Below are 21,860 nucleotides of genomic sequence, written 5' to 3' on the forward strand. Positions count from 1 at the left end.
GGCCGGCCCGGGGTGTCAGCCCCGGGCCGGCCCGCCGTTCCGATGGTCCGGGGGTGCCCGGCCGGCCGCCGGCCGACCGGCGGACCATCCGTCCGTCCGTCCGCCGGGCCCGGGGGCCTCTGCCCGGGCGGTGCCGCGGCGGACCGGTGGTCGCGCGCGACCGGTGCCGCGGCGGTGCGGTCGTGGCCCCGACCGGTGCGGCGAGCGTCCGGAATCGGCCAAAGTTGCGAAGGGTGGGGATCGGTGGAAACCCCTACGGAAGGCCGGAAAGCGGCCCGGCCGTCCCGGTCATGGCATCGCGGGCGCGAAGCGGCCGGTCGGACCGGCCGCCAGGGTGCGGTCGAGCAGGGCCAGCGCCCGTAACTCGGCCACCCCCTGGTCCGGGGCACGGACGTACAGCACCAGGCCGACGCCCCCCGGGACGGCGCAGGCCCGGACGTGCTCCAGCCCGTCGCCCGGCCCCGCGCACCCCCACAGAGCTGCCTGGACGTCGGCGGCCCCCGCCTCGCCCGTCGGCGCGGCGGAGACCTCCAGCAGGGTCAGGTGGACGGAGAACACCGAGTGGTCAGTCCCAGCCGATGCCCGGGGTGCCGGTGGGGTTGTCCCAGCCGATCGCTCCCGGCTGCGCGAAGTCCCAGCCGATACCGCTTCCGGCGGCCACGTCGCCCGCGGTGGCGGTGACGGCGGCGTTGGGCGGCTGAGCGGCGAAGGCGGGTGCTGCGGCGGTGGCGAGGGAGAGTGCGAGGGCGGCGGCGAGCAGCCGGACGGTCTTGGGCACGGCGGGTCCTGTTCTGGGCACAGTGGTTCAGGGCGCGAAGGGGCGGAGCGCGGGGCAGTGGACGAGCAGGGGGCGGTGGACCGTGGGGAGGGTGCACGCACGGGGAATCCTGCCGGTGGCGGCCCTGGGGCGGGAGGGGCGGCCGGGGGCAGCAACAGGACAGGCAGCAAGCTGCAACCCGCTGGCGGAACGGCCGCGGGTGCGTCCGCCGGCCGGGTCGGGGACCGGCGGCCGGCCGGCCCGCGGGCCCGCCGCCGCGGCAGCGGGCCCGGTGGCCGGGGCCGCTCGCCAGGGCGGCTGCCGGTGGTGCCCGGTCGGCGCCCGCGGCTCGACCGGCCGGTGCTCCCGCACGGCTGTCGGCGTGGTTCCCCGGGGCGGGCCGGTGTACACCCGAGGCGCTTGACCGGATCATGCCTTGTGACGCCGGTGTCGCGGCGCAAGGATCGAGCCGCGGATCGCCCGATAATCCCATTGCGACGATCAGGGGTCGTGGAAGTGCTGGAACTGCTGGGGCTCGACACCACCGCGGAGGCCGTCTACCGCGAGATGCTGGCCGACCCCGAGGGTGGCGTCGCCGAGCTCTGCGAGCGGCTCCGCCTCCCCGAGCGCGCCGTCCGGGAGGCCCTGGACCGGCTCGCCGACCTCACCCTGCTGCGTGCCTCCCGCGACCGCCCCGGGGCGTTCTGGCCGGTCAGCCCCGAGCGCGGCCTGGAGTTGCTGCTGCGCCGTCAGGAGGAGGACCTCGCCCGGCGCCAGCAGGAGCTGGCCGTCTCCAAGGCGGCCGTGGCGCGGGCGGTGGCCGAGTACGCGACGCTGCGCGCCAGCACCCTGGTGGACGGCGGCGAGCGGCTGGTCGGGCTGGACGCCATCCAGGCCAAGCTGGAGGTGCTGACCGCCCGGCTGACCTCCGAGTGCCTCGCCGTGATGCCCGGCGGCGCGCAGTCCGCCGCCAGCCTGGCCGCCTCCCGGCCGCTGGACGAGGACGCCCTGGTGCGCGGGGTGAGCCTGCGCACCATCTACCAGGACAGCGTCCGCAACGACCCGGAGACCCTCGGGTACGCGCAGTGGATGACCGGACTCGGCGGCCGGGTGCGCACCGCGCCGGTCCTGCCGCCCCGGATGCTGGTGTTCGACCGGTCCACCGCCGTGGTGCCGATCGACCCGGAGAACACCCGGCTCGGCGCGCTGTGCACCGAGGAGCCGGGCATCGTCGCCTCGCTGGTCGCGCTCTTCGAGCAGACCTGGGAGACGGCCGCCCCGCTCGGCACCCAGCGGGCCGAGGACGCCGGCACGGGCCTGAGCGCCGGTGAGCGCGAGCTGCTGCGGCTGCTGTCCACGGGGCTCACCGACGACGCGGCGGCCAAGCGGCTCGGGGTGTCGGTGCGGACGGTGCGCCGGCAGATGGCCGCGCTGATGGAACGGCTGGACGCGGGCAGCCGCTTCGAGGCGGGCCTGAAGGCGGCTCAGCGGGGTTGGCTGTAGGGCGGGTCGGCGCCCGGGGCCGGCCGGCCGGTCCGCGGGGGCGGCTTCCGTTCGCCTCACGTCCGGCTCGCGTCCGGCTCGCGTCCGGTCCGTCCTCCGGCCCGTCGGGGTGTGCGTCGTACGTCCGTCGGCACCGAGTCTGTAGCGCGCGTCACAGCTTCGGGCGCGATCTCCCCGCCGGTACCGATTGTTCACCGCCGGGGGCTTGTCGCGTCATTTTCTACGCGCGTATCTTAAGGCGCTGCGGGGGGCTGTTCCGGATCCTCGCACCTGCATTTCTACGCGGGTAGCGCGTCGTCCGCGCCTGCCTGACCCACCCTCACGTCCCGGCGGCCCCACGACCGCCGGACGAAACGTGCCGCCCCCGTTGCCGTGCCGCCGCGCGCCACGACAGACCAAGGAGTCCCGTCCAGGTGACCACCTCCCCCGCTCCCCGCCCGCGTTCGCGCCGCGCCCTGCTCCGCGCGACCCTCCTCCCGGCCGGTCTGGCCGCCTCGCTGGTGCTCGTCCCGCTGCCGGCCGCGGTGGCCGCGCCCTCGGCCGACGCGGTGATCGCCGAGGTGTACGGCGGCGGTGGCAACTCGGGTGCCACGCTGAAGAACGACTTCATCGAGCTGGCCAACAAGGGCGGCGCCGCCTTCGGACTGGACGGCTGGAGCGTGCAGTACATATCCGGCACGCCCGGTGCCGGCTCCCAGTGGGGCGTCACCCCGCTGACCGGCGCGGTCGCGCCCGGTGCGCGCTACCTGGTCGCCGAGGCGGCCGGCGCGGCCGGCACCGTCGAGCTGCCGACCCCGGACGCGGCCGGCGCGCTGGCCCTGTCGGGCACCAGCGGCACCGTCGCGCTGGTCCGCGGCACCGACCCGCTGACCTGCAAGACCGCCGCCGACTGCGCCGCCGACCCGCGGGTGCGGGACCTGGTCGGCTTCGGCACCGCCGTCGTCCACGAGGGCTCGGCCTCCGCCGCCGGCGCCTCCAACACCGCCTCGGTGGCCCGCAAGGCGGGTCTCGCCGACACCGACGACAACGCGGCGGACCTCACCGCGGGCGCCCCGACCCCGACCAACAGCAAGGGCGAGGTCGCCGAGGGCTCCACCCCGACCGGCCCGACCGAGCCGGGCACCGTCCGGATCCACGACATCCAGGGCACCACCCGGACCTCGGCCCGGACCGGCAAGACGGTCGCGGGCGTGCCCGGCATCGTCACCGGCGTGCGCGGCTACGGCTCCAAGGGCTTCTGGATCCAGGACCCGAACCCGGACGCCGACCCGGCCACCAGCGAGGGCGTCTTCGTCTACACCGGCAGCGCCACCCCGACCGTCAAGGTCGGCGACTCGGTGCTGGTGACCGGCAAGGTGACGGAGTACTACCCGAACTTCAACGGCGGCTCGCAGTCGCTCACCCAGCTCACCAACCCGGCCGTCACCGTGCTCTCCGCCGGCAACCCGCTGCCGGCGCCGGTCATGGTCGACACCCGCAACATCCCCGGCACCTACACCCCGCAGGCCCCGGCCGGCGGCACCATCGAGTCCCTGCCGCTCCAGCCGGAGAAGTACACCCTGGACTTCTACGAGTCGCTGGAGGGCATGCGCGTCCAGGTCAAGGACGTCCGGGTGATCCAGGCGACCGACAAGTACAACGAGCTCTGGGTCGCGGCCGACAAGCAGGACCAGAAGAGCCAGCGCGGCGGCGTGCTGTACGAGTCCTACCAGGAGCCCAACGTCGGCCGGCTGATGGTGCAGCAGCAGGCGCCGGTCGCCCAGCAGCCGTTCCCGGTCGCCAACGTCGGCGACGTGCTGACCGGCACCACCGACGGCCCGCTGGACTACAACAGCTTCGGCGGCTACACCCTGGTCGCCGGCACCCTCGGCACGCTCCAGGACAACCACCTGCAGCGCGAGGTCACCGCGCAGCCGGCCGACCGCGAGCTGACCATCGCCACCTACAACGTGGAGAACCTGGCGCCCGGCAACCCGGACGCCAAGTTCGCCGAGCTGGCCCAGGCCGTGGTCACCAACCTGCGTTCGCCCGACGTCCTCGCCCTGGAGGAGATCCAGGACAACAACGGCGCCAAGAACGACGGCACGGTGGACGCGAGCCAGACCGTCGCCAAGTTCGTCGCGGCCATCAAGGCGGCCGGCGGCCCGGCGTACGAGTGGCGCTCGATCGACCCGCAGGACGGCAAGGACGGCGGCGAGCCCGGCGGCAACATCCGCCAGGGCTTCCTGTTCAACCCGCTGCGGGTCTCCTTCACGGACATCCCCGGTGGCGACGCCACCACCGCCGTGGACGTGGCCGGCACCGGCGCGGCCACCGCGCTGACCGCCTCGCCCGGCCGGATCGCCCCGGCCGACGAGGCCTGGGCGAACAGCCGCAAGCCGCTGGTGGGCCAGTTCTCCTTCCGCGGCAAGAAGGTCTTCGTCATCGCCAACCACTTCAACAGCAAGGGCGGCGACCAGGGCATCGACAGCCGGTTCCAGGCCCCGGCCCGCAGCTCCGAGGTGCAGCGGATCAAGCAGGCCACGCTGGAGCAGGCCTTCGTCGCGAAGCTGCTGGCCGCCGACAAGGAGGCCAAGGTGGTCTCGCTCGGCGACTTCAACGACTACCAGTTCTCGCCCGCGCTGGCCGCGCTGACCAAGGACGGCGTGCTGCGCGACCTGGTGAACGAGCTGCCGGAGAAGGAGCAGTACTCCTACGTCTACCAGGGCAACTCGCAGGTGCTGGACCACATCCTGGTCAGCCCCGAGGTCGGGTACGCCAAGTACGACGTGGTGCACATCAACAGTGAGTTCGCCGTCCAGGCGAGCGACCACGACCCGCAGGTGGTCCGCATCAAGCCGTAGGGCCCGCGGTACGACCGAGGGGGCGGTGACCGGGATCCGGTCGCCGCCCCCTCGGGGTCGTGCGGCTACTTGAGGGCGGCGAGCACCGCGTCCGCCATCACCCGCTCGCCGGTGGCGTTGGGGTGGAACGGGACGGCCGGGGAGCCGGGCAGCGCGCCCTCGATCCAGCGGTCGTCCGAGCAGACGTCGTGGCCGACGGTGGGGGTGGCGGTGTCCACGTAGGTGGCGCCGCCCGCGGCGGCGGTGGACCTGAGCATGGCGTTCAGCCGGTTGAGCACGCCGTACATGTACTCGACGTCCCCCGCGGTGACGGGCTGGCGCAGGAAGCACTTCGAGCCGTCGGCGGGCAGCACCGAGGGGTAGCCCACCAGCAGTACCTTGGCGTTCGGCGCCTTGGCGTGGATCCGCTTCAGGGTGTCCGCGATCTGCGGCTTCGCGGCGGCGATCCGGTCGGCCAGGTCGTCGTTGCCGTACTGCCAGGACCAGCTGGACCAGTCCCAGTAGCCGTGGTGGAAGACGTCCTTGCAGGGCGTGCCCAGCGGGTTGACCACCGCGCCGGCGATGCAGGTGCCGACCAGTTCGCCGAGCCCGAGGTCGGTGGCGCCGAGGTCGTTTCCGCCGATGCCGAGGGTCACCAGGTCGGTGTCGGCGGTGACGGCGTCCAGCTGCGGGTCGTTGACCCGGATGAACGCGTCGTACTGGGGCTGCGTCATCGCCTTCACCTTGGCGGCGGAGCAGGTGACGTCGGTGTAGGCGGCGGCCTTGAGCGCGGCGGCCACCAGGTGGCCGTAGTTGCGGTCGGAGCGGAGGCAGAGGCCCGCCGACTGGCCGGGCACGCCGGCCCCGGCGGCGTAGGAGTCGCCGAGGGCCACGTAGTGCCGGGGGGCGGGGGTGGCGGCCTGCGCGCTGGTGGAGGTCAGGGCGAGGGCCGCGCCCAGTGCCGCGGCGCCGAGCAGGGCGGGCTTGCGGGAGGTGCGGGTCGTGCGGCGGTTCCGGGCAGGGCTGAGCACGGGTTCCTCCTGGGGGAGAGAGAACGAGTGGGGGTCGTGCGAGCCGGGCCACAGCTTTACTACCGACAGGTAAGTTACTGCCAGGTTTCGAATCCGTCCATGCGCGGCGCGGAAATTCCCGAAGAACCGTCAGAAGCATTTCGGAATAACGCTCCACGGTGTATCGAAGGTATTTCCGAAACGCCTCGGAGCGGAATTCCGGCAGTCGCTTGTTACTCACCGGTTGACGCGCCCCGCCGCAGGCCGCAGTATCGGGCGCACGCCGCACTGCCGGATCACCGGCCGCACCGCCGGATCACTGATGGAGGAGAGCGCATGGCCCTGGACGCCGATGTCATCGTCATCGGAGCCGGCCTCGCGGGCCTCGCCGCGACCGCCGAACTCGCCGACGCCGGACGGCGGGTGATCCTGCTCGACCAGGAGCCGGCGGCCTCGCTCGGCGGTCAGGCGCACTGGTCCTTCGGCGGTCTCTTCCTGGTCGACTCGCCCGAGCAGCGCCGGATGCGGATCCGCGACTCGCACGCGCTCGCGCTGCAGGACTGGCACGGCACCGCCGGCTTCGACCGCCCCGAGGACGCCTGGCCGCGCCGCTGGGCCGAGGCCTACGTCGACTTCGCGGCGGGGGAGAAGCGGGCCTGGCTGCGCGCCCAGGGCGTGCGGTTCTTCCCGGTCGTCGGTTGGGCCGAGCGCGGCGGGCTGCTGGCCGACGGGCCCGGCAACTCCGTCCCGCGCTTCCACATCACCTGGGGCACCGGGCCCGGCCTGCTCGAACCCTTCGTCCGCCGGGTCCGGGCCGCCGCCGCACGCGGCCTGGTCGACCTGCGGTTCCGCCACCGGGTCACCGGCCTGTCGGCGCGGGCCGGGGTGACCGACACGGTCGCCGGCGAGGTGCTGGTGCCCAGCGACGCGGCCCGCGGCGAGGCCAGTTCGCGCGAGGTCGCGGGCCACTTCGAACTCCGCGCCCAGGCCGTGATCGTCACCTCCGGTGGCATCGGCGGCAATCACGACCTGGTCCGCAAGGCCTGGCCGGCCCGGCTCGGCACCCCGCCCGACCGGATGCTCTCCGGGGTGCCCGCGCACGTCGACGGACTGATGCTGGGGATCACCGGCGAGGCCGGCGCCAACCTGATCAACGGCGACCGGATGTGGCACTACACCGAGGGCATCGAGAACTGGGACCCGATCTGGGCCCGGCACGGCATCCGCATCCTGCCCGGCCCCTCCTCGCTCTGGCTGGACGCCCGCGGCCGCCGGCTGCCCGTCCCGCTCTTCCCCGGGTTCGACACCCTCGGCACCCTCGAACACCTGCGCACCACCGGGTACGACCACACCTGGTTCGTGCTCAGCCAGAAGATCATCGAGAAGGAGTTCACCCTCTCCGGCTCCGAGCAGAACCCCGACCTGACCGGCCGTTCGCTGCGCGGCGTCCTCGGCCGGGCCCTGCCGGGCGCCCCCGGCCCGGTCCGGACCCACCTGCGGCACGGCCGCGACTTCGTGGTCGCCGGCAACCTGCCGGACCTCGCGCGCGGCATGAACGCCCGGACCCATGAGGCGCTGATCGACCCGGACGAGCTGCGCCGCACCGTCGAGGCCCGGGACCGCCAGCTGGCCAACCCGTTCGCCAAGGACCTCCAGGTCACCGCCATCCACGGCGCCCGCCGCTACCTGGGCGACAAGCTGATCCGCACGGCCGCGCCGCACCGGCTCCTCGACCCGGCCGCCGCTCCGCTGATCGCCGTCCGGCTGAGCATCCTGACCCGCAAGTCGCTCGGCGGGCTGGAGACCGACCTCTCCGCCCGGGTGCTGCGGCCGGGCGGGGAGGTGCTGGAGGGCGTGTACGCGGCCGGTGAGGCGGCCGGCTTCGGCGGCGGCGGTGTGCACGGCTACCGCTCGCTGGAGGGCACCTTCCTCGGCGGCTGCCTCTTCTCCGGCCGCACGGCGGGCCGGGCCGCGGCGGCCGCGACGGCGTAGGCGGGTGGGCTCGCGCGCGGCCCTCTGACGCCGGGGCGGCGGGAGAGCCCGGGTCCGGGTCCGGTCGCGGGGGCCGCCCGCCGCGGCCGGGGCCGCCCGGCGCGACCGGTACCGGCGGGGCGGCCGGTGAGGAAGACTGGAGGCAGGATCTGACGGGTGATCGACAACCCGTCGGCGTGACACGGGGCGAGAGGGCGGGGCATGACTGGTCGGGGGGCCGTACTCGGAGGTCGCTACACGCTGACCGAGTGGATCGGTGGCGGCGGCATGGGCGCCGTCTGGCGTGCCGACGACGGGGTGCTGGAACGGCAGGTGGCGGTCAAGGTCCTGCACGCGGGCCTGCTGGAGGAGGGGACGTTCGCCCGGCGCTTCCGGCGCGAGGCCCAGTTGCTCGCCGCGATCAGCCACCCGGGCATCGTGGACGTCCACGACTACGGGGAGAGCGGCGGCGAGGGTGGCGCCGAGGGCGAGCGGATCGCGTACATCGTGATGGAGCTCGTGGACGGGCGGCCGCTGGACAAGGTCCTCGCCGAGGACGGGCCGATGCCGCCCGAGCGGGTGCTGAGCATGCTCGCCACGGCGCTCGACGCGCTGCACGCCGCGCACCGGCAGGAGATCGTGCACCGGGACGTCAAGCCGTCGAACCTGATGGTCGGAGCCGACGGCCGGGTGACGGTGACGGACTTCGGCATCGCACGGGCGCTCGTGAGCACCACGCTCACGGCGACCAACGTGGTGATCGGCACCGCGCTGTACATGGCGCCGGAGCAGGCCGGCGGCGGGGGCGTCACGCCGGCCTCGGACCTCTACTCGCTCGGCGTGGTCTGTTACGAACTGCTCACCGGCCTGCCGCCGTTCACCGGCGAGAGCGTGGTCGAGGTCGCGCTCAAGCACGTCCAGCAGCCCGCACCGGAGCTGCCGGCGCAGTTCCCGCCGGCGGTACGGGAGTTCGTGGCCCGGGCGCTGGCCAAGCAGCCGGGGGACCGCTTCTCCGACGCCGCCGTGATGGCGGCGGCGGCCCGGGCGGCCGTCGGCGACCGGTCCGCGCCGGTCGCCGCGGTGGTGCGGGCCGTTCCCCCCGTCGTACCGGGCGGCGCGGCGGTCGAGGTCGCCCGGGTGGCGCCCCGGACCATGCCCGAGCCCCCCGCGCGCCGGACCTGGCGCCGTTTCCTGGTGCCCGTCGTCGTCCCGGTGATCATCACCACCGGCGCCGCCACGGTCCTGCTGGTCGACCGGAGCCCGTTCCAGGCCCAGGGTCAGACCCCCGGGGCGCGGCCCGCCGTCTCGGTGTCCGCCACCGCGATCACCGACACACCGACGTCCGGCACACCGACGGCCGAGCCCGTCCCGACCACGCCGTCGGGCGGGGAGACGACGCCCGGCACCCCGCCGCCGGACCAGCCCGGGGCCACCCCCGCGCCGACCGCCGGCGGGCAGCCCGCGGCCCCGGCCCCGAACCCCGCCGGTGGGGCGACGACGGGCGGCACCGGGTCCTCGGGCGGTTCCTCCGGCGGTTCCTCCGGTGGGTCGTCCGGCGGGTCCGCCGCCACTCCGCCGAAGACGGGCGGCGGTGGCGGCGGTGGTGGTGGGGCCGCGTCCACCCCCGACCAGCCCGCGCCGCCGGCGCCCAACCAGCCGGCCCCGCCGGTCCCGGCACCCAACCAGCCCGCGCCGTCGGTGCCCGCGCCCGACCAGCCCGCGCCCAAGCCGACCCCGTCGAGTCCGCCCGCGCCGGCCGTGCCCGCCGGGTGCGGCGGCGCGAACTGGGGTGCCGTCGTCAACGTGGCCGACGGCCAGAAGCTCGGCCTGTCCACCGACAGCCCGGCGCCCGGCGCCGCGGTCGTCATGGGTGGGACGACCGCGTACGGCTGGGTCCGTTCGGTGCCGAACCCCGGCGGCTGGTACGAGATCTACCCGTGCAGCCTGAGCGGCCCGGCCCTCGTCCAGGACGTCGACTTCTCGAACCAGGTGAGCCAGAAGGTCGTGCTCTCGTCCGGGTTCAGCTTCATGAACAACTGGTCGGTGGTCGGTGCGAGCACCTCGGGTGCCTACTACCTCAAGGACTACTCGGGGTCGACCTGTCTGACCGACAACGGCGCGGGCCGGCAGGTCACCATGACCGCCTGCACCCCGGGCAACAAGTACCAGGAGTGGCGGATGCCCTGACCCCGGTCCCGGTCAGCCGGTCCTGCCCGCGTACGCCAGCGGCGGCAGGACGGCCTGGGCGTCCCGGCCGGCGAACCAGAGGCCGATCATGAAGGCGGCCGTCGCCTCCAGCAGCCCGGCGCGGTCCAGGCCGCCGCCCGGCAGCGGCTCGGCGCCGAGGTCGGCGGTCAGCCGGCCGACCAGGGCCACCGCGGCCGGGTCGTCCCCGCAGAGCGGGACCGCCAGCGGGCGCCCGTCGAAGACCGGCGGGGTGCGCCGCCAGACGCTCTCGTGGCAGAGGTTGAACGCCTTCACCACGTGGGTCCCGGGTGCGGCGGCGGCGATCCGCTCGGCCATCGACGGCCCGCCGGCCGTGCTGAGGGTGAGCGTGCCGGCGGCGATCGGGTTGGTGCAGTCGATCAGCACCCGCCCGGCCGGCGGGGCGGCCCGGGCGACCACCCGCTCCACCTGGTCGGCCGGTACGGCGAGCAGCACCGCCTCGCCGAAATCCGCCGCCGCCGCCGGGTCTTCCACCGCCCGCGCGCCCTCGCCCAGCAGCCGCGCCGCCGCCGCGGCGCGGGCGCCGTCGCGGGCGCCGAACGCCACCTCGTGCCCGGCCCGGACCCACTGCCCGCCGAGCGCCCGCGCCATGGTGCCCGCTCCGATGATGCCGATCCGCATCCGAGATCCCCTCCTGTGCCGGCCCGGTCGGCCGGTTCGGGATGACTCTAGGAACGGCGATGGTTACCGATCGGTGCGTGCCGGAGCGGAGAGAACGGGGGCGTCGATGGCGGCGGACGACGGGGTGGGCGCGGCCGGGGCCCGGGGCGGGAGCGGGGCGTTCCTGGCGGACTGCCGGGCCCGGCTGGCCTTCGACCTGCTGGCCAACACCTGGAACGCGGTGGTGCTCTGGGCCCTGCGCGACGCCCCCGAGCGTCCCGGCGAGCTGCGCGCGCGGATCGGCGGCATCAGCGCCAAGGTGCTCACCGAGACGCTGCGCCGGCTGGAGTTCAACGGCCTGGTGGAGCGCCGCGGTTACCCGCAGGCCCCGCCGCGCGTCGAGTACGCCCTGACTCCGCTCGGCCGCACCCTGCTGCCCAGCCTGGAGGCCCTGGGGGAGTGGGGCTTCCGGCACGGTGACGCGGTGCTGGCGGCCCAGGACCGGGCGCTGGAGCAGGGCTGACCCCGGGTCAGGCCGGGAGCGGCGTCCGGCGCCGGCGGCGGGCGCCGACGACGCCGGCGACGATCGCGCCGATCGCCCCGGCGAGGAACAGCAGCACGCCCCCGCCGATCGCGGCCAGGGCCCCGAGCAGCTTCCCCGGGAAGTCGGGCGTCTGCGCGCCGCTGTGCCAGACCACCCGCTCGTGGACGGTCGAGGCGTCGACGCTGCCCTGCTGGTCGGTCAGGTACATCCGGGAGTCGAGCGAGTCGACGCGGTTGTCGCCGAGCAGGAAGAGCCGCCCCGCGGGGACGACGGCGTCGTACTGCGCGAAGCCGCCGTTCGCCGAGCCCTGGGAGGTGTAGGGCTCGGCGAGCGGCTGCCCGTTGAGGACGAGACCGTCCTGCGGGCAGCAGGCGAGGTGGTCGCCGCCGAGACCGATCACGCGTTTGGCGACCGGGCCCCGCATGCCCCAGGGGCTGTCGACCACGACCACGTCACCGCGCCGCACCTCGTCGCCGCGCACCTTCTCGGTGATGATCTGACCACCCTGCTCCAGGGTCGGGGTCATCGCGTGGTGGCCCGGCAGGGTGTGCACGGAGTAGCCGAACGCCAGCAGGGCGAATCCGAACGCGGCCGTCAGTAGACCCGCCACCCCCACCCCGACCGCCGTCCACAGTGGCCACCGCTTCGGACCCGCCATCGTCAACCGTCCTTCTTCCTTGATCCATCGGAACGGGCCACACCCTAGGGTGCGGCGCCGTCGGCGGATCCGGCGGGTGCCGGGGCGGGGACGGTGGGACGGCTCGGGGGCGGGCCGGCCGGGGGCGGACGGCTGCCGGTGCGCGCCGGCCCGGTGGGGCGCCGGGGCCTAGCTGTCGTCGGTGAGGCCGAGGCGCAGGTGGTCGACGTGGTAGACGGCCTGGTCGAGCAGGGCGGCGACGTGGTGGTCGTGGAGCGAGTAGACCACCGAGCGGCCCCGGCGTTCGCCGACGACCAGGCCGAGGTTGCGCAGCAGGCGGAGCTGGTGGGAGCAGGCGGACTGCTCCATGCCGACGGCGTCGGCGAGTTCGGTGGCGCCCCGCGGGCCCTCCCGCAGCTGGGCGAGTATCAGCAGGCGGGAGGGGGTGGCCAGGGCCTGCAGGGTGCTCGCCACCTTGGCCGCGTTGGACGCGTCCAGGCGCATCTGCGGCACGGTGTTCTCGGCGGCTGCGTGTCCCATGGGGGCATCCTACGGGCAGCCGTCGACCAAAGGATGAAAGCTTGTTCATGTGTTCCTGTATGGTGACGGCCATGTCCGCGACGCCCGTCTCCAGCGCCCTGCTCACCCGGCCGGCGGCCTCCGCCGCCCCCGCGACGGCACCGCCCCGCCGCACCCGGGTGCTCGCCCTGCCCGAGGCCCGCTGGGCGGCCGCCGCCACCGCGGCCTTCCTGGCCGCGCTCGCCCTCCAACTGCTCGACGGTCCGGGCTGGGCCCGCGGCACGCTCTACGCGGCCGCCTACCTGGCCGGCGGCTGGGAACCCGCCCTGGCCGGGCTGCGGGCCCTGCGCGAGCGGACCCTCGACGTCGACCTGCTGATGGTGGTCGCCGCGGTCGGGGCCGCCGCCATCGGCCAGGTGCTGGACGGCGCCCTGCTGATCGTGATCTTCGCGACCAGCGGGGCCCTGGAGGCGCTGGCCACCGCCCGCACCGCCGACTCCGTCCGGGGCCTGCTCGACCTCGCGCCCGCCACCGCCTGCCGGCTCACCGCCGACGGCCGGGAGGAGGGCGTCCCCACCGCCGCGCTCGCCGTCGGCGACACCGTGCTGGTCCGCCCCGGCGAGCGGATCGGTGCCGACGGCCGGGTCCTCGACGGCCGCAGCGACGTCGACCAGGCCACCATCACCGGCGAGCCGCTGCCCGTCGCCCGCTCCGTCGGCGACGAGGTGTACGCGGGCACGCTCAACGGCTCCGGCGCGCTGCGGATCCGGGTCGAACGCGACGCCGCCGACTCGGTGATCGCCCGGATCGTCGCCATGGTGCAGGAGGCCTCCGAGACCAAGGCCCCCACCCAGCTGTTCGTCGAGAAGGTCGAACAGCGCTACGCCGCCGTCCTGGTGGCCGCCACCCTGCTGCTGTTCGCCGTCCCGCTCGCGCTGGGCGCCGAGCTGACCGGCACCCTGCTGCGCGCCATGACGTTCATGATCGTCGCCTCGCCGTGCGCGGTGGTGCTGGCCACCATGCCGCCGCTGCTCTCCGCCATCGCCAACGCCGGCCGGCACGGCGTGCTCGTCAAGTCCGCCGTGGTGATGGAGCGGCTCGGCCAGGTGGACGCCGTCGCCCTGGACAAGACCGGCACCCTCACCGAGGGCACGCCGAGGGTGGTCGAGCTGCGCCCGCTGGGCGTCACCGAGGACGAGCTGCTGGCCCTCGCGGCCGCCGCCGAGCACCCGAGCGAGCACCCGCTGGCCCGCGCGGTGGTCGCCGCCGCCCGCGAGCGCGGTCTGACGCCGCCCGCCGCCACCGACTTCACCGCCACCCCGGGGATCGGCGTGCGGGCCGTGGTCGGCGGCGCGGTGGTCGCGGTCGGCGCCCCCGGCCCGCACCGCGCGCACCCCGCCGTCACCGCGTTGGAGGAGGCCGGCCGCACCGCCGTCCTGGTGCTGCGCGACGGCGAACCCGTCGGCGTGCTGGGCCTCGCCGACCGCCCGCGCGAGCAGGCCGCGGCCGCCGTCCGGGGTCTGGCCGCGCTCACCGGCCGACCGCCGGTGCTGCTCACCGGTGACAACCGGCTCGCCGCCGAGCACCTCGCCCGGGAGGTCGGCCTGACCGACGTCCGGGGCGGACTGCTGCCCCAGGACAAGGTGGCCGCGGTCCGCGAACTGGCCGACCGCGGCCACCGGGTGCTGATGGTCGGTGACGGCGTCAACGACGCCCCCGCGCTGGCCGCCGCGCACAGCGGGGTCGCGCTGGGCCGGGCCGGCTCCGACCTCGCCCTGGAGACCGCGGACGCGGTGGTGGTGCGCGACGAACTGACCGCCGTCCCGGCCGTGGTGGCGCTGTCCCGGCGGGCCCGTCGGCTGGTCGTGCAGAACCTGGCGATCGCCGGAACCTTCATCACCGTCCTGGTGCTCTGGGACCTGGCCGGTACGCTGCCCCTGCCGCTCGGTGTCGCCGGGCACGAGGGTTCCACCGTGATCGTCGGCCTCAACGGGCTGCGGCTGCTGCGCGAACGGGCGTGGCCGCGGGCCCTCGGACAGGAAGCCCCGAACGGCGGGGCCCGGAACCACGAGGAGCACTGAACCGATGAGCCGTCGAGACCGTGAGCGCGGTGGCGCCAAGGGGGCCGCGGCCCCGGTGACCGTCACCGTCTGCCGGGGCTGCTGCTGCGGCACCCGGGAGAAGCACCCGGACGTCGACCACGCGGGCCAGTACGAGCGGCTGCGCGAGGCGGTGGGCGCGGCGGGCAAGGTCCGGGCGGTCAAGTGCCTGGACGCCTGCGCGCACTCCAACGTCGTGGTGGTCGGCCCGTCCAGCGAGGGCCGTGCGGCCGGCGGCCGCCCGGTCTGGCTGGGCTGGGTCCTGGCGGACGACATGGTCGAGGAGATAGCCGAGTGGGTGCACGCCGGCGGCCCCGGCCTGGCCGAGCCGCCCGGGCTGCTCGACCTCCAGCAGGTCACCGTCTCCCGCCGGGTCCGCGACGGCCTGCCGGGCTGAGGCCCCGGCGGAGCCGGGCCCGTGGAGCGCCCTCCGCCGGGGCGGTCCGCGTGGCGGGCCGGGGCACTACCATTTACGGGGCGCCCCGGCTTGGGAGGAATCACGACGTGACCACGGTCTGCCGCATCTGCGCGGGCACCGGCCGCACCGCCGGTCTCAGCTGCCGCACCTGCCAGGGCACCGGCACCACCGAGGTCGGCGGCGGCGGTGGCAACTGCTTCCTCTGCGACGGCACCGGTGTCTACGTCCGCTACCGGGTCGACGCGGCCGGCGCCAAGCACGCCTACCGGGACGAGGTCTGCCGCACCTGCGACGGTACCGGCAACCGGGCCCCGTCCAGCTGGGACGAGATCGCCCCGCCGCCCCGCTGAGCCCCGCCACCCGCTCCGTCGCCCGAGGCCGTCGCCCGGAGCTCGGGCCTGAGTCCTGCTCAGCCGAGCCCCGCTCGGCCGGCGGCGGGTGAAGGGCGGCGGGCGGCGACAGGGCATCAGGAGCCCTCCCGGGGCGGATGATCCCCGTGGGCCCCGGGTCCCCGGAGCGGCTTTGCCGAGACATGGTCGAACATTGGCGTTCGACTGACCGGCACGCCGGGGCGCGTTCACCGGGCGTCCGTGTGCGGTCAACGCTTCGCTGGAAGAGTCCCGCCCATGGATATCCCCAACATGGGCGTGCCCGCGAAGCTCGCCGACCGCATGAGCATGGCCGAGCAGCACGAGTACTTGCGGGCCCGCTTCTCCCGCCGCCGGATGCTGCGCACCGGTGCCGTCACCGTCGGCGCCCTGGCGGTGGGCGGTGCGCTGGGCAGCGGTACCGCGAGTGCCGCGCCCGCCTCCCCGCAGCTCCTGGCCGGCGGGGTCACCGACGGCATCGACGGCGCGCTCGTCGCCCCGATCGGCCGTCACCTCGCCTTCGGCCCCGAGCCGGACACCCAGTTCCGGGTCTCCTGGCAGGTCCCGGCGCCGGTGAAGAAGCCGTTCCTGCGCTACGGCAAGCAGCCGTGGGACCTCAGCCACAAGGTCCAGGCCGAGGTGCGCACCCTGCACACCCCCGCGCTGACGCCGACCGGCCAGCCGGTGGACCAGTACTACCTGCACGTCGCGCTGGAGGACCTCCAGCCCGACACCACGTACTACTACGGCGTCGGCCACCAGGGCTTCGACCCGGCCTCGCAGCAGGCGGTCTCCACCCTGAGCACCTTCCGCACCGCGCCCTCGCGCGACCACCGCTGGGGCAAGGTGTACGAGCCGTTCACCTTCACCGCCTTCGGTGACCAGGGCGTCAGCGCCCACGCGGCCGGCAACGACAACGTCATCCTGGCCCAGAACCCGGCCTTCCACCTGCACGCCGGCGACATCTGCTACGCCGACGCGGCCGGCTCCGGCACGGACGCCGACAAGGCGCGGTACGACGCCAAGACCTGGGACGCCTTCCTCGCGCAGACCGAGACGGTCGCGTCGAAGGTGCCGTGGATGGTCTCCTACGGCAACCACGACATGGAGGCCTGGTACTCGGCCAACGGCTACGGCGGCGAGAACAACCGCTTCTTCCTGCCGGACAACGGCCCGGACCCGCGCACCGTGCCGGGCGTCTACACCTTCCGCTACAAGAACGTCGGCGTCATCTCGCTGGACGCCAACGACGTCTCCTACGAGATCCCGGCCAACCTGGGCATCTCGGCGGGCAAGCAGACCAAGTGGCTGCAGCGGACCCTGAAGGACCTGCGCAACGACGAGACCATCGACTTCGTCGTGGTCTTCTTCCACCACTGCGCCTTCTCCACCACGGTCGCGCACGCCTCCGAGGGCGGGGTCCGCGAGGCCTGGGTACCGCTGTTCGAGAAGTACCGGGTGGACCTGGTGATCAACGGCCACAACCACGTCTACGAGCGCACCGACGCGATCCTCGGCAACAAGGTCTCCAAGGCGGTGCCGAGCGGCGCCACCGTCGAGCCGGCCACCGACGGCGTGGTGTACGTGACGGCGGGCGCGGCCGGCCGCAGCCTCTACAACTTCGGCGCCCCGGACACCTACGAGGGCCACGAGAACCGGGTCGACTCGGTGGACACCTACCACTTCGCCAAGGGCGGCGTGAAGGTGACCGAGAAGGTCGAGTGGTCCCGGGTCCGCTACACCGGCTACTCCTTCATCAAGGTCGACGTCACCCCGGCGCACCTGGGCCAGAAGTCCTCGATGAAGGTGACCGCGCTCGCCGAGAACGGCACGCAGGTCGACCACTACACCATCGTGCGGAAGGTCGGCGAGGGCTGGGACGGCGCGACCGACGACGACGGCGAGGGCGGCGGCTGGGGCTGGTAGTCCGCCCCGCCACGCTCGGGTGGCCCGGCCGGGGAGTCCCGGCCGGGCCACCGGCGTGTCCGGGCTCGGCCGGGACAGGGTGAACCAGGGTCCGGGGGAGCCGACTTCGGGTGGGTCCGTCGGCGGTGCCCGGTCCCCGGGGCGTACGCGGCGCGGCCGCCGCCCCCGGTGACCGGGGCGTTGTGGCTCCTGTGATGTTGAAGAGTTGACGTCGCTTCTCGAAGGCTTCGCGAGCGTCGTGCGCGAATGCGCGCAAGCTCTTCACTTCATAACGAATCGAGCAGCGAAGCCCGCGAGTTTCCCTTCAGTTATTGACGGAATGCCCGGGCGCGGATTGACTCCGTCCTCTGCCGCAACGCCGCGGCGCAGTCAGGAGGCACCCCCCACCATGAACAGAACCACCCGGCGCGCCGCCGCGGGCACCGGCGCGCTGGCGCTCTCCCTCGCCCTCGCGGCCTGCGGCCAGAGCGACGGAACGCCGCAGTCGGGCGGCGTCGGGAGCACGACCATCGGCCTGCTGCTCCCCGAGAAGACCTCCTCCACCCGGTACGAGACCTTCGACAAGCCGCTGATCGAGTCCACGGTGGCGTCCCTCTGCACCGGCTGCGTCGTCGACTACGCCAACGCCGACGGCGACGAGACCGTCCAGAAGCGGCAGTTCGACGACCTGCTGGCCAAGGGCGTCAAGGTCGTCCTGCTCGACCCGGTGAACGCCAAGGTGACCGGGCCCTGGGTGGAGGCGGCCGCCGCCAAGGGGGTGAAGGTCGTCGCCTACGACCGGCTGGCCGAGGGCAAGGTCGCCGCGTACGTCTCCTTCGACAACCAGCGCACCGGCGAGATCCAGGGCCAGGCCCTGTTGGACGCGCTCGGCCCGAAGGCCTCCGCCGCCACCGTGGTGATGATCAACGGCGCCGAGTCCGACCCCAACGCGGCGATGTTCAAGGCCGGTGCGCACCGGGCGCTGGACGGGCGGGTCAAGAAGATCGCCTACGAGCAGTCCGGCGAGTGGAAGCCGGAGGTGGCCCTGGCGAAGACGAACGAGGCCATCCACGCACTCGGCAAGGACGGCTTCCAGGCCGTCTACGCGGCCAACGACGGCATGGCCACCTCCGTCATCGAGGCGCTGAAGGCGGCCGGGATCAAGAACGTCCCGGTCGGCGGCCAGGACGCCTCCGTCGACGCGGTGCGCCGGGTGCTGACGGGCGAGCAGGCCTACACCGTCTACAAGCCGTACAAGCCGGAGGCGGACGCGGCCGGGAGCATCGCCGTCCAGCTGCTGAAGGGGATGGACATCAACGCGGCGGCCAACGCGGGCGTCGACAGCGGCGGGCAGCGGATCCCCTCGCTGCTGCTCACCCCGATCGTGGTGACCAAGGCGAAGGTGCAGGCCACCGTGGTCGGCGGCGGCCTCTACAAGGCGACGGAGATCTGCACCCCGGCGTTCGCGGACGCCTGTGCGGCGGCCGGCGTCAAGTAGCGCGCGCCCGGGGCGGCCGTGCGGCGGGCCGCCCCGGGGGACCGCCCGGGACGGGAGCCGCCGGACGGTGGGCCGGGGCGGGCGCTCAGCGCCGGGGGCCGTACATGATCACGGCGACCCCGGCCAGGCAGATCAGCGCCCCGGCCACGTCGTAGCGGGTCGGCCGGAAGCCGTCCACCGCCATGCCCCAGAGCAGCGAACCCGCCACGAAGACCCCGCCGTACGCGGCCAGCACCCGGCCGAAGGAACTGTCCGGCTGGAGCGCGGCGACGAAGCCGTACCCGCCGAGCAGCACCACACCCAGGCCGGCCAGCCACCACGGCCGCGCCTCGCGCACGCTCTGCCAGATCAGCCAGCAGCCGCCGATCTCGGTGAGGGCGGCGAGGGCGAACAGGGCGGCGGAGCGCAGGACGGTCATGGTCGGCAAGCCTACGAGCCGTAGAGGTCGCCCCCGTAGGACGGACCGTAGTACTCCTCCAAGGCGGCCAGCGGCTCGTCCCGGCGCTCCAGGCTCTTGGAGATCCGGGCGCGGGACGGCGCAGCGTCCGGGTTCCAGGTCTCCGGCTTCCAGAGGGCGGAGCGCAGGAAGGCCTTGGAGCAGTGGTAGTAGACCGCCTCGATCTCGACCACGACGGCGAGCCGCGGGCGGTGCCCCTTGACGGTCAGCCGGTCGAAGAACGGAGCGTCGCGCACCAGCCGCGCCCGGCCGTTGACCCGCAGGGTGTCGCCGCGGCCCGGGATCAGGTACAGCAGTCCGACGTGCGGGTTGGCCAGGATGTTGTGGAAGCCGTCCGCCCGCCGGTTGCCCGGCCGTTCGGGTACGGCGATGGTGCGCTCGTCCAGGACGAGGGTGAAGCCGGCCGGGTCCCCCTTCGGTGAGGCGTCGCAGCTGCCGTCCGCCCCGGCGGTGGCCATCACGCAGAACGGCGCGGCGGCGATGAAGGCCCGGTCGTGCTCGTGCAGGGTGGGGCGCTCCTTGGCGGCGTCGCGGGCGCTGGGTTCGCCGAGCAGGGCGCGCAGTTCGGCGGCGTCGGTGACTTCGGTGCAGTCCTGGGTGTCCACGGTCGTCCCCCTCGATCCGGTAGGTCTCGATGGTACGCCCGGGCCCGGCGGGGCCCGTGGGCCCGCGGGGTCACGGGGCCACGGCGCGCGGGGCGGTCCGTCAGGTCTGCCGGTAGCTGGTGAGGAAGCGCCCGATCCGGTTGATCGCCGTCTCCAGGTCGTCGGCCCGGGGGAGGGTGACGAAGCGGAAGTGGTCCGGGCGCGGCCAGTTGAAGCCGGTGCCCTGGACGACGTGGATCTTCTCACGGAGCAGCAGGTCCAGCACGAACTGCTCGTCGTCGACGATCCGGTGCACCGCCGGGTCCAGCTTGGCGAACGCGTACAGCGCGCCCTTGGGCTTCACGCAGCTGACGCCGGGGATCTCGTTCAGCGCCTTGTACGCGACGTCGCGCTGCTCGGCGAGCCGGCCGGTGGGCAGGACGAGGTCGTTGATGGACTGGTGGCCGCCGAGCGCCGCCTGGACGGCGTACTGGGCCGGGACGTTGGGGCACAGGCGCATGCCGGAGAGCATGGTCAGGCCCTCCAGGTAGTCGGTGGCATGCTGCTTGGGCCCGGAGACGACCAGCCAGCCGCTGCGGAAGCCGGCCACCCGGTAGGACTTGGAGAGGCCGTTGAAGGTGAGGGTCAGCACGTCCTCGGCGAGCGCGGCCAGGCAGTGGTGCTCGGTGCCGTCGTAGAGGATCTTGTCGTAGATCTCGTCGGCCAGCACCATCAGCTGGTGCCGGCGGGCGAGGTCGAGGATGCCCTCCAGCAGCTCCTTCGGATAGACCGCGCCGGTCGGGTTGTTGGGGTTGATGACGACGATGGCCTTGGTGCGGTGGGTGATCTTGGCCGCGATGTCGTCGAGGTCGGGGTACCACTCGGCCTGCTCGTCGCAGGCGTAGTGGACGGCCTTGCCGCCGGCCAGCCGGACCACGGCCGTCCAGAGCGGGTAGTCGGGCATCGGGACGAGGACTTCGTCGCCGTTGTCGACCAGGGCCGTGACGGCCATCTGGATCAGCTCGGAGACCCCGTTGCCGAGATAGACGTCGTTGACGGTCACTCCGGCGACACCGCGCTGCTGGTAGTACTGCACCACCGCGCGGCGGGCCGGCAGGATGCCGCGCGAGTCGCTGTAGCCGTGCGCGTTGGGCAGGTTGCGGATGATGTCCTGGAGGATCTCCTCCGGCGCCTCGAAGCCGAACGTGGCCGGGTTGCCGGTGTTCAGCCGCAGCACGCTGTGCCCGGCCTCCTCCAGCGCGTTGGCCCGGTCGACCACCGGGCCGCGGATCTCGTAGCACACGTCCTGCAGCTTGCTGGACTGCCGAAACTCCATCTGAGGCCTCCCGACCGGTCACCCCGCACGTTCTGGTTGCTTTGTTCTACCAAGTAAGCACTTGGAAAGTCCAACCTTTTGGCTATGCTGATCCACATGTCACGCCGAAGCTACGACCAGTACTGCGCCGTCGCCCGCGCCCTGGACGCGGTGGGGGAGCGCTGGAGTCTCCTGATCGTCCGTGAACTCCTCGCCGGCCCGCGCCGCTACACCGACCTGCACGCCGACCTGCCCGGCGTCTCCACCGACATCCTCGCCACCCGGCTCAAGCAGCTGGAGGGCGACGGCCTGGTGCTGCGCCGACGGCTGGAACGGCCCGCGAACGCCACCGTGTACGAGCTCACCGCGCGGGGCGCGACGCTGCGCGGGGTGGTCGACGCCCTGGGCGCCTGGGGCCTCGGCCTGCTCGGCGACCAGCGGCCGACGGACGCCGTGCGGGAGCACTGGGTCACCGGCCCGGCGGGCGCGGGCGGGGGTGGCCCCGAGGGCGTCGCGGAGGCCGTTGCAGGGGCCGTTTCAGGGGTCGTGCCGGAGGCCGTTCCGGAGGCTGCGGACCGGCTCGAAAACCCCTCGGGCGAAGCGGTGTTGACGGGCTAGAGTCCGGCG

The 21,860-nt window shown here is 74.1% G+C and carries 20 protein-coding genes; 11 read left to right on the plus strand and 9 right to left on the minus strand.

Annotation, left to right across the window (positions count from 1 at the left end):
* Window positions 1–288 precede the first annotated feature (288 nt).
* Window positions 289–558 (minus strand): hypothetical protein, encoded by a 270-nt coding sequence (locus ACFXHB_RS07595; RefSeq protein WP_380572889.1) that lies wholly within the window; start codon window positions 556–558, stop codon window positions 289–291.
* 7 nt (window positions 559–565) lie between these two features.
* Window positions 566–778, minus strand: coding sequence for a hypothetical protein (locus ACFXHB_RS07600; RefSeq protein ID WP_380572890.1), 213 nt, complete (start codon window positions 776–778; stop codon window positions 566–568).
* A gap of 495 nt (window positions 779–1,273) precedes the next feature.
* Here ACFXHB_RS07600 and ACFXHB_RS07605 point away from each other — a divergent pair, with 495 nt between their 5' ends.
* Both ACFXHB_RS07605 and ACFXHB_RS07610 read left to right on the plus strand, forming a co-directional pair.
* Window positions 1,274–2,260, plus strand: a complete 987-nt coding sequence (locus ACFXHB_RS07605) for a LuxR C-terminal-related transcriptional regulator (RefSeq protein ID WP_380573043.1) — start codon at window positions 1,274–1,276, stop codon at window positions 2,258–2,260.
* Between the two features lie 413 nt (window positions 2,261–2,673).
* Window positions 2,674–5,103 carry an endonuclease/exonuclease/phosphatase family protein gene (locus ACFXHB_RS07610; protein WP_380572891.1) on the plus strand — a complete coding sequence of 810 codons (2,430 nt, stop codon included), beginning with the start codon at window positions 2,674–2,676 and terminating at the stop codon, window positions 5,101–5,103.
* Window positions 5,104–5,168: 65 nt separating this feature from the next.
* Here ACFXHB_RS07610 and ACFXHB_RS07615 read toward each other — a convergent pair whose 3' ends face one another.
* The gene (locus ACFXHB_RS07615) at window positions 5,169–6,113 is read right to left on the minus strand and encodes an SGNH/GDSL hydrolase family protein (RefSeq protein ID WP_380572892.1); all 945 of its coding nucleotides are present in this window, start codon (window positions 6,111–6,113) and stop codon (window positions 5,169–5,171) included.
* 315 nt (window positions 6,114–6,428) lie between these two features.
* On the opposite strand from ACFXHB_RS07615, the gene ACFXHB_RS07620 reads away from it, so the two are divergent.
* Window positions 6,429–8,084: an FAD-binding dehydrogenase gene (locus ACFXHB_RS07620; RefSeq protein WP_380572893.1), complete on the plus strand. Its 1,656-nt coding sequence runs from the start codon at window positions 6,429–6,431 to the stop codon at window positions 8,082–8,084.
* Window positions 8,085–8,285: 201 nt separating this feature from the next.
* Window positions 8,286–10,250 carry a protein kinase gene (locus ACFXHB_RS07625; protein ID WP_380572894.1) on the plus strand — a complete coding sequence of 655 codons (1,965 nt, stop codon included), beginning with the start codon at window positions 8,286–8,288 and terminating at the stop codon, window positions 10,248–10,250.
* 12 nt (window positions 10,251–10,262) lie between these two features.
* Here ACFXHB_RS07625 and ACFXHB_RS07630 read toward each other — a convergent pair whose 3' ends face one another.
* Window positions 10,263–10,910 carry an NADPH-dependent F420 reductase gene (locus ACFXHB_RS07630; protein WP_380572895.1) on the minus strand — a complete coding sequence of 216 codons (648 nt, stop codon included), beginning with the start codon at window positions 10,908–10,910 and terminating at the stop codon, window positions 10,263–10,265.
* 106 nt (window positions 10,911–11,016) lie between these two features.
* Between ACFXHB_RS07630 and ACFXHB_RS07635 the strand changes: the two genes are divergently transcribed.
* Window positions 11,017–11,412, plus strand: coding sequence for a winged helix-turn-helix transcriptional regulator (locus tag ACFXHB_RS07635; RefSeq protein WP_380572896.1), 396 nt, complete (start codon window positions 11,017–11,019; stop codon window positions 11,410–11,412).
* Window positions 11,413–11,419: 7 nt separating this feature from the next.
* Here ACFXHB_RS07635 and lepB read toward each other — a convergent pair whose 3' ends face one another.
* Window positions 11,420–12,091, minus strand: coding sequence for a signal peptidase I (gene lepB, locus ACFXHB_RS07640; protein ID WP_380572897.1), 672 nt, complete (start codon window positions 12,089–12,091; stop codon window positions 11,420–11,422).
* A gap of 168 nt (window positions 12,092–12,259) precedes the next feature.
* A complete protein-coding gene (locus ACFXHB_RS07645; protein WP_380572898.1) occupies window positions 12,260–12,610 on the minus strand; it encodes an ArsR/SmtB family transcription factor in 351 nt (116 codons plus the stop codon).
* Between the two features lie 71 nt (window positions 12,611–12,681).
* On the opposite strand from ACFXHB_RS07645, the gene ACFXHB_RS07650 reads away from it, so the two are divergent.
* The 5 genes from ACFXHB_RS07650 to ACFXHB_RS07670 all read left to right on the plus strand — a co-directional run bounded on the left by ACFXHB_RS07650 (window position 12,682) and on the right by ACFXHB_RS07670 (window position 18,877).
* Complete coding sequence (locus ACFXHB_RS07650) at window positions 12,682–14,670, plus strand: heavy metal translocating P-type ATPase (protein WP_380572899.1); 1,989 nt, start codon at window positions 12,682–12,684, stop codon at window positions 14,668–14,670.
* Between the two features lie 4 nt (window positions 14,671–14,674).
* On the plus strand, window positions 14,675–15,085 hold the full coding sequence (locus ACFXHB_RS07655; protein ID WP_380572900.1) for a (2Fe-2S) ferredoxin domain-containing protein: 411 nt from the start codon (window positions 14,675–14,677) through the stop codon (window positions 15,083–15,085).
* 107 nt (window positions 15,086–15,192) lie between these two features.
* A complete protein-coding gene (locus ACFXHB_RS07660; RefSeq protein ID WP_360629539.1) occupies window positions 15,193–15,456 on the plus strand; it encodes a hypothetical protein in 264 nt (87 codons plus the stop codon).
* A gap of 276 nt (window positions 15,457–15,732) precedes the next feature.
* Window positions 15,733–17,400 (plus strand): fibronectin type III domain-containing protein, encoded by a 1,668-nt coding sequence (locus ACFXHB_RS07665; protein WP_380572901.1) that lies wholly within the window; start codon window positions 15,733–15,735, stop codon window positions 17,398–17,400.
* A gap of 388 nt (window positions 17,401–17,788) precedes the next feature.
* Window positions 17,789–18,877 carry a sugar ABC transporter substrate-binding protein gene (locus ACFXHB_RS07670; RefSeq protein ID WP_380572902.1) on the plus strand — a complete coding sequence of 363 codons (1,089 nt, stop codon included), beginning with the start codon at window positions 17,789–17,791 and terminating at the stop codon, window positions 18,875–18,877.
* Between the two features lie 85 nt (window positions 18,878–18,962).
* Here the strand turns inward: ACFXHB_RS07670 and ACFXHB_RS07675 are convergent, their stop codons facing one another.
* The 3 genes from ACFXHB_RS07675 to ACFXHB_RS07685 all read right to left on the minus strand — a co-directional run bounded on the left by ACFXHB_RS07675 (window position 18,963) and on the right by ACFXHB_RS07685 (window position 21,254).
* Window positions 18,963–19,295: a YnfA family protein gene (locus ACFXHB_RS07675; RefSeq protein WP_380572903.1), complete on the minus strand. Its 333-nt coding sequence runs from the start codon at window positions 19,293–19,295 to the stop codon at window positions 18,963–18,965.
* An 11-nt stretch (window positions 19,296–19,306) separates the two neighbouring features.
* Window positions 19,307–19,939, minus strand: a complete 633-nt coding sequence (locus ACFXHB_RS07680) for a pyridoxamine 5'-phosphate oxidase family protein (RefSeq protein ID WP_380572904.1) — start codon at window positions 19,937–19,939, stop codon at window positions 19,307–19,309.
* Between the two features lie 100 nt (window positions 19,940–20,039).
* Entirely contained in the window at window positions 20,040–21,254 is a 1,215-nt protein-coding gene (locus ACFXHB_RS07685; RefSeq protein WP_380572905.1) for a pyridoxal phosphate-dependent aminotransferase, read from the minus strand.
* Window positions 21,255–21,350: 96 nt separating this feature from the next.
* On the opposite strand from ACFXHB_RS07685, the gene ACFXHB_RS07690 reads away from it, so the two are divergent.
* Window positions 21,351–21,851 carry a winged helix-turn-helix transcriptional regulator gene (locus ACFXHB_RS07690; RefSeq protein WP_380572906.1) on the plus strand — a complete coding sequence of 167 codons (501 nt, stop codon included), beginning with the start codon at window positions 21,351–21,353 and terminating at the stop codon, window positions 21,849–21,851.
* Window positions 21,852–21,860 lie beyond the last annotated feature (9 nt).

This window comes from Kitasatospora sp. NPDC059327 (assembly GCF_042752535.1).
Lineage (GTDB): Bacteria > Actinomycetota > Actinomycetes > Streptomycetales > Streptomycetaceae > Kitasatospora.

Coding starts and splice junctions, on each gene's coding strand:
- ACFXHB_RS07620 (WP_380572893.1), top strand. CDS start 6,429: ATGGCCCTGGACGCCGATGTCATCGTCATCGGAGCCGGCCTCGCGGGC.
- ACFXHB_RS07625 (WP_380572894.1), top strand. CDS start 8,286: ATGACTGGTCGGGGGGCCGTACTCGGAGGTCGCTACACGCTGACCGAG.
- ACFXHB_RS07630 (WP_380572895.1), bottom strand. CDS start 10,910: ATGCGGATCGGCATCATCGGAGCGGGCACCATGGCGCGGGCGCTCGGC.
- ACFXHB_RS07635 (WP_380572896.1), top strand. CDS start 11,017: ATGGCGGCGGACGACGGGGTGGGCGCGGCCGGGGCCCGGGGCGGGAGC.
- lepB (WP_380572897.1), bottom strand. CDS start 12,091: ATGGCGGGTCCGAAGCGGTGGCCACTGTGGACGGCGGTCGGGGTGGGG.
- ACFXHB_RS07645 (WP_380572898.1), bottom strand. CDS start 12,610: ATGGGACACGCAGCCGCCGAGAACACCGTGCCGCAGATGCGCCTGGAC.
- ACFXHB_RS07650 (WP_380572899.1), top strand. CDS start 12,682: ATGTCCGCGACGCCCGTCTCCAGCGCCCTGCTCACCCGGCCGGCGGCC.
- ACFXHB_RS07655 (WP_380572900.1), top strand. CDS start 14,675: ATGAGCCGTCGAGACCGTGAGCGCGGTGGCGCCAAGGGGGCCGCGGCC.
- ACFXHB_RS07665 (WP_380572901.1), top strand. CDS start 15,733: ATGGATATCCCCAACATGGGCGTGCCCGCGAAGCTCGCCGACCGCATG.
- ACFXHB_RS07670 (WP_380572902.1), top strand. CDS start 17,789: ATGAACAGAACCACCCGGCGCGCCGCCGCGGGCACCGGCGCGCTGGCG.
- ACFXHB_RS07675 (WP_380572903.1), bottom strand. CDS start 19,295: ATGACCGTCCTGCGCTCCGCCGCCCTGTTCGCCCTCGCCGCCCTCACC.
- ACFXHB_RS07685 (WP_380572905.1), bottom strand. CDS start 21,254: ATGGAGTTTCGGCAGTCCAGCAAGCTGCAGGACGTGTGCTACGAGATC.
- ACFXHB_RS07690 (WP_380572906.1), top strand. CDS start 21,351: ATGTCACGCCGAAGCTACGACCAGTACTGCGCCGTCGCCCGCGCCCTG.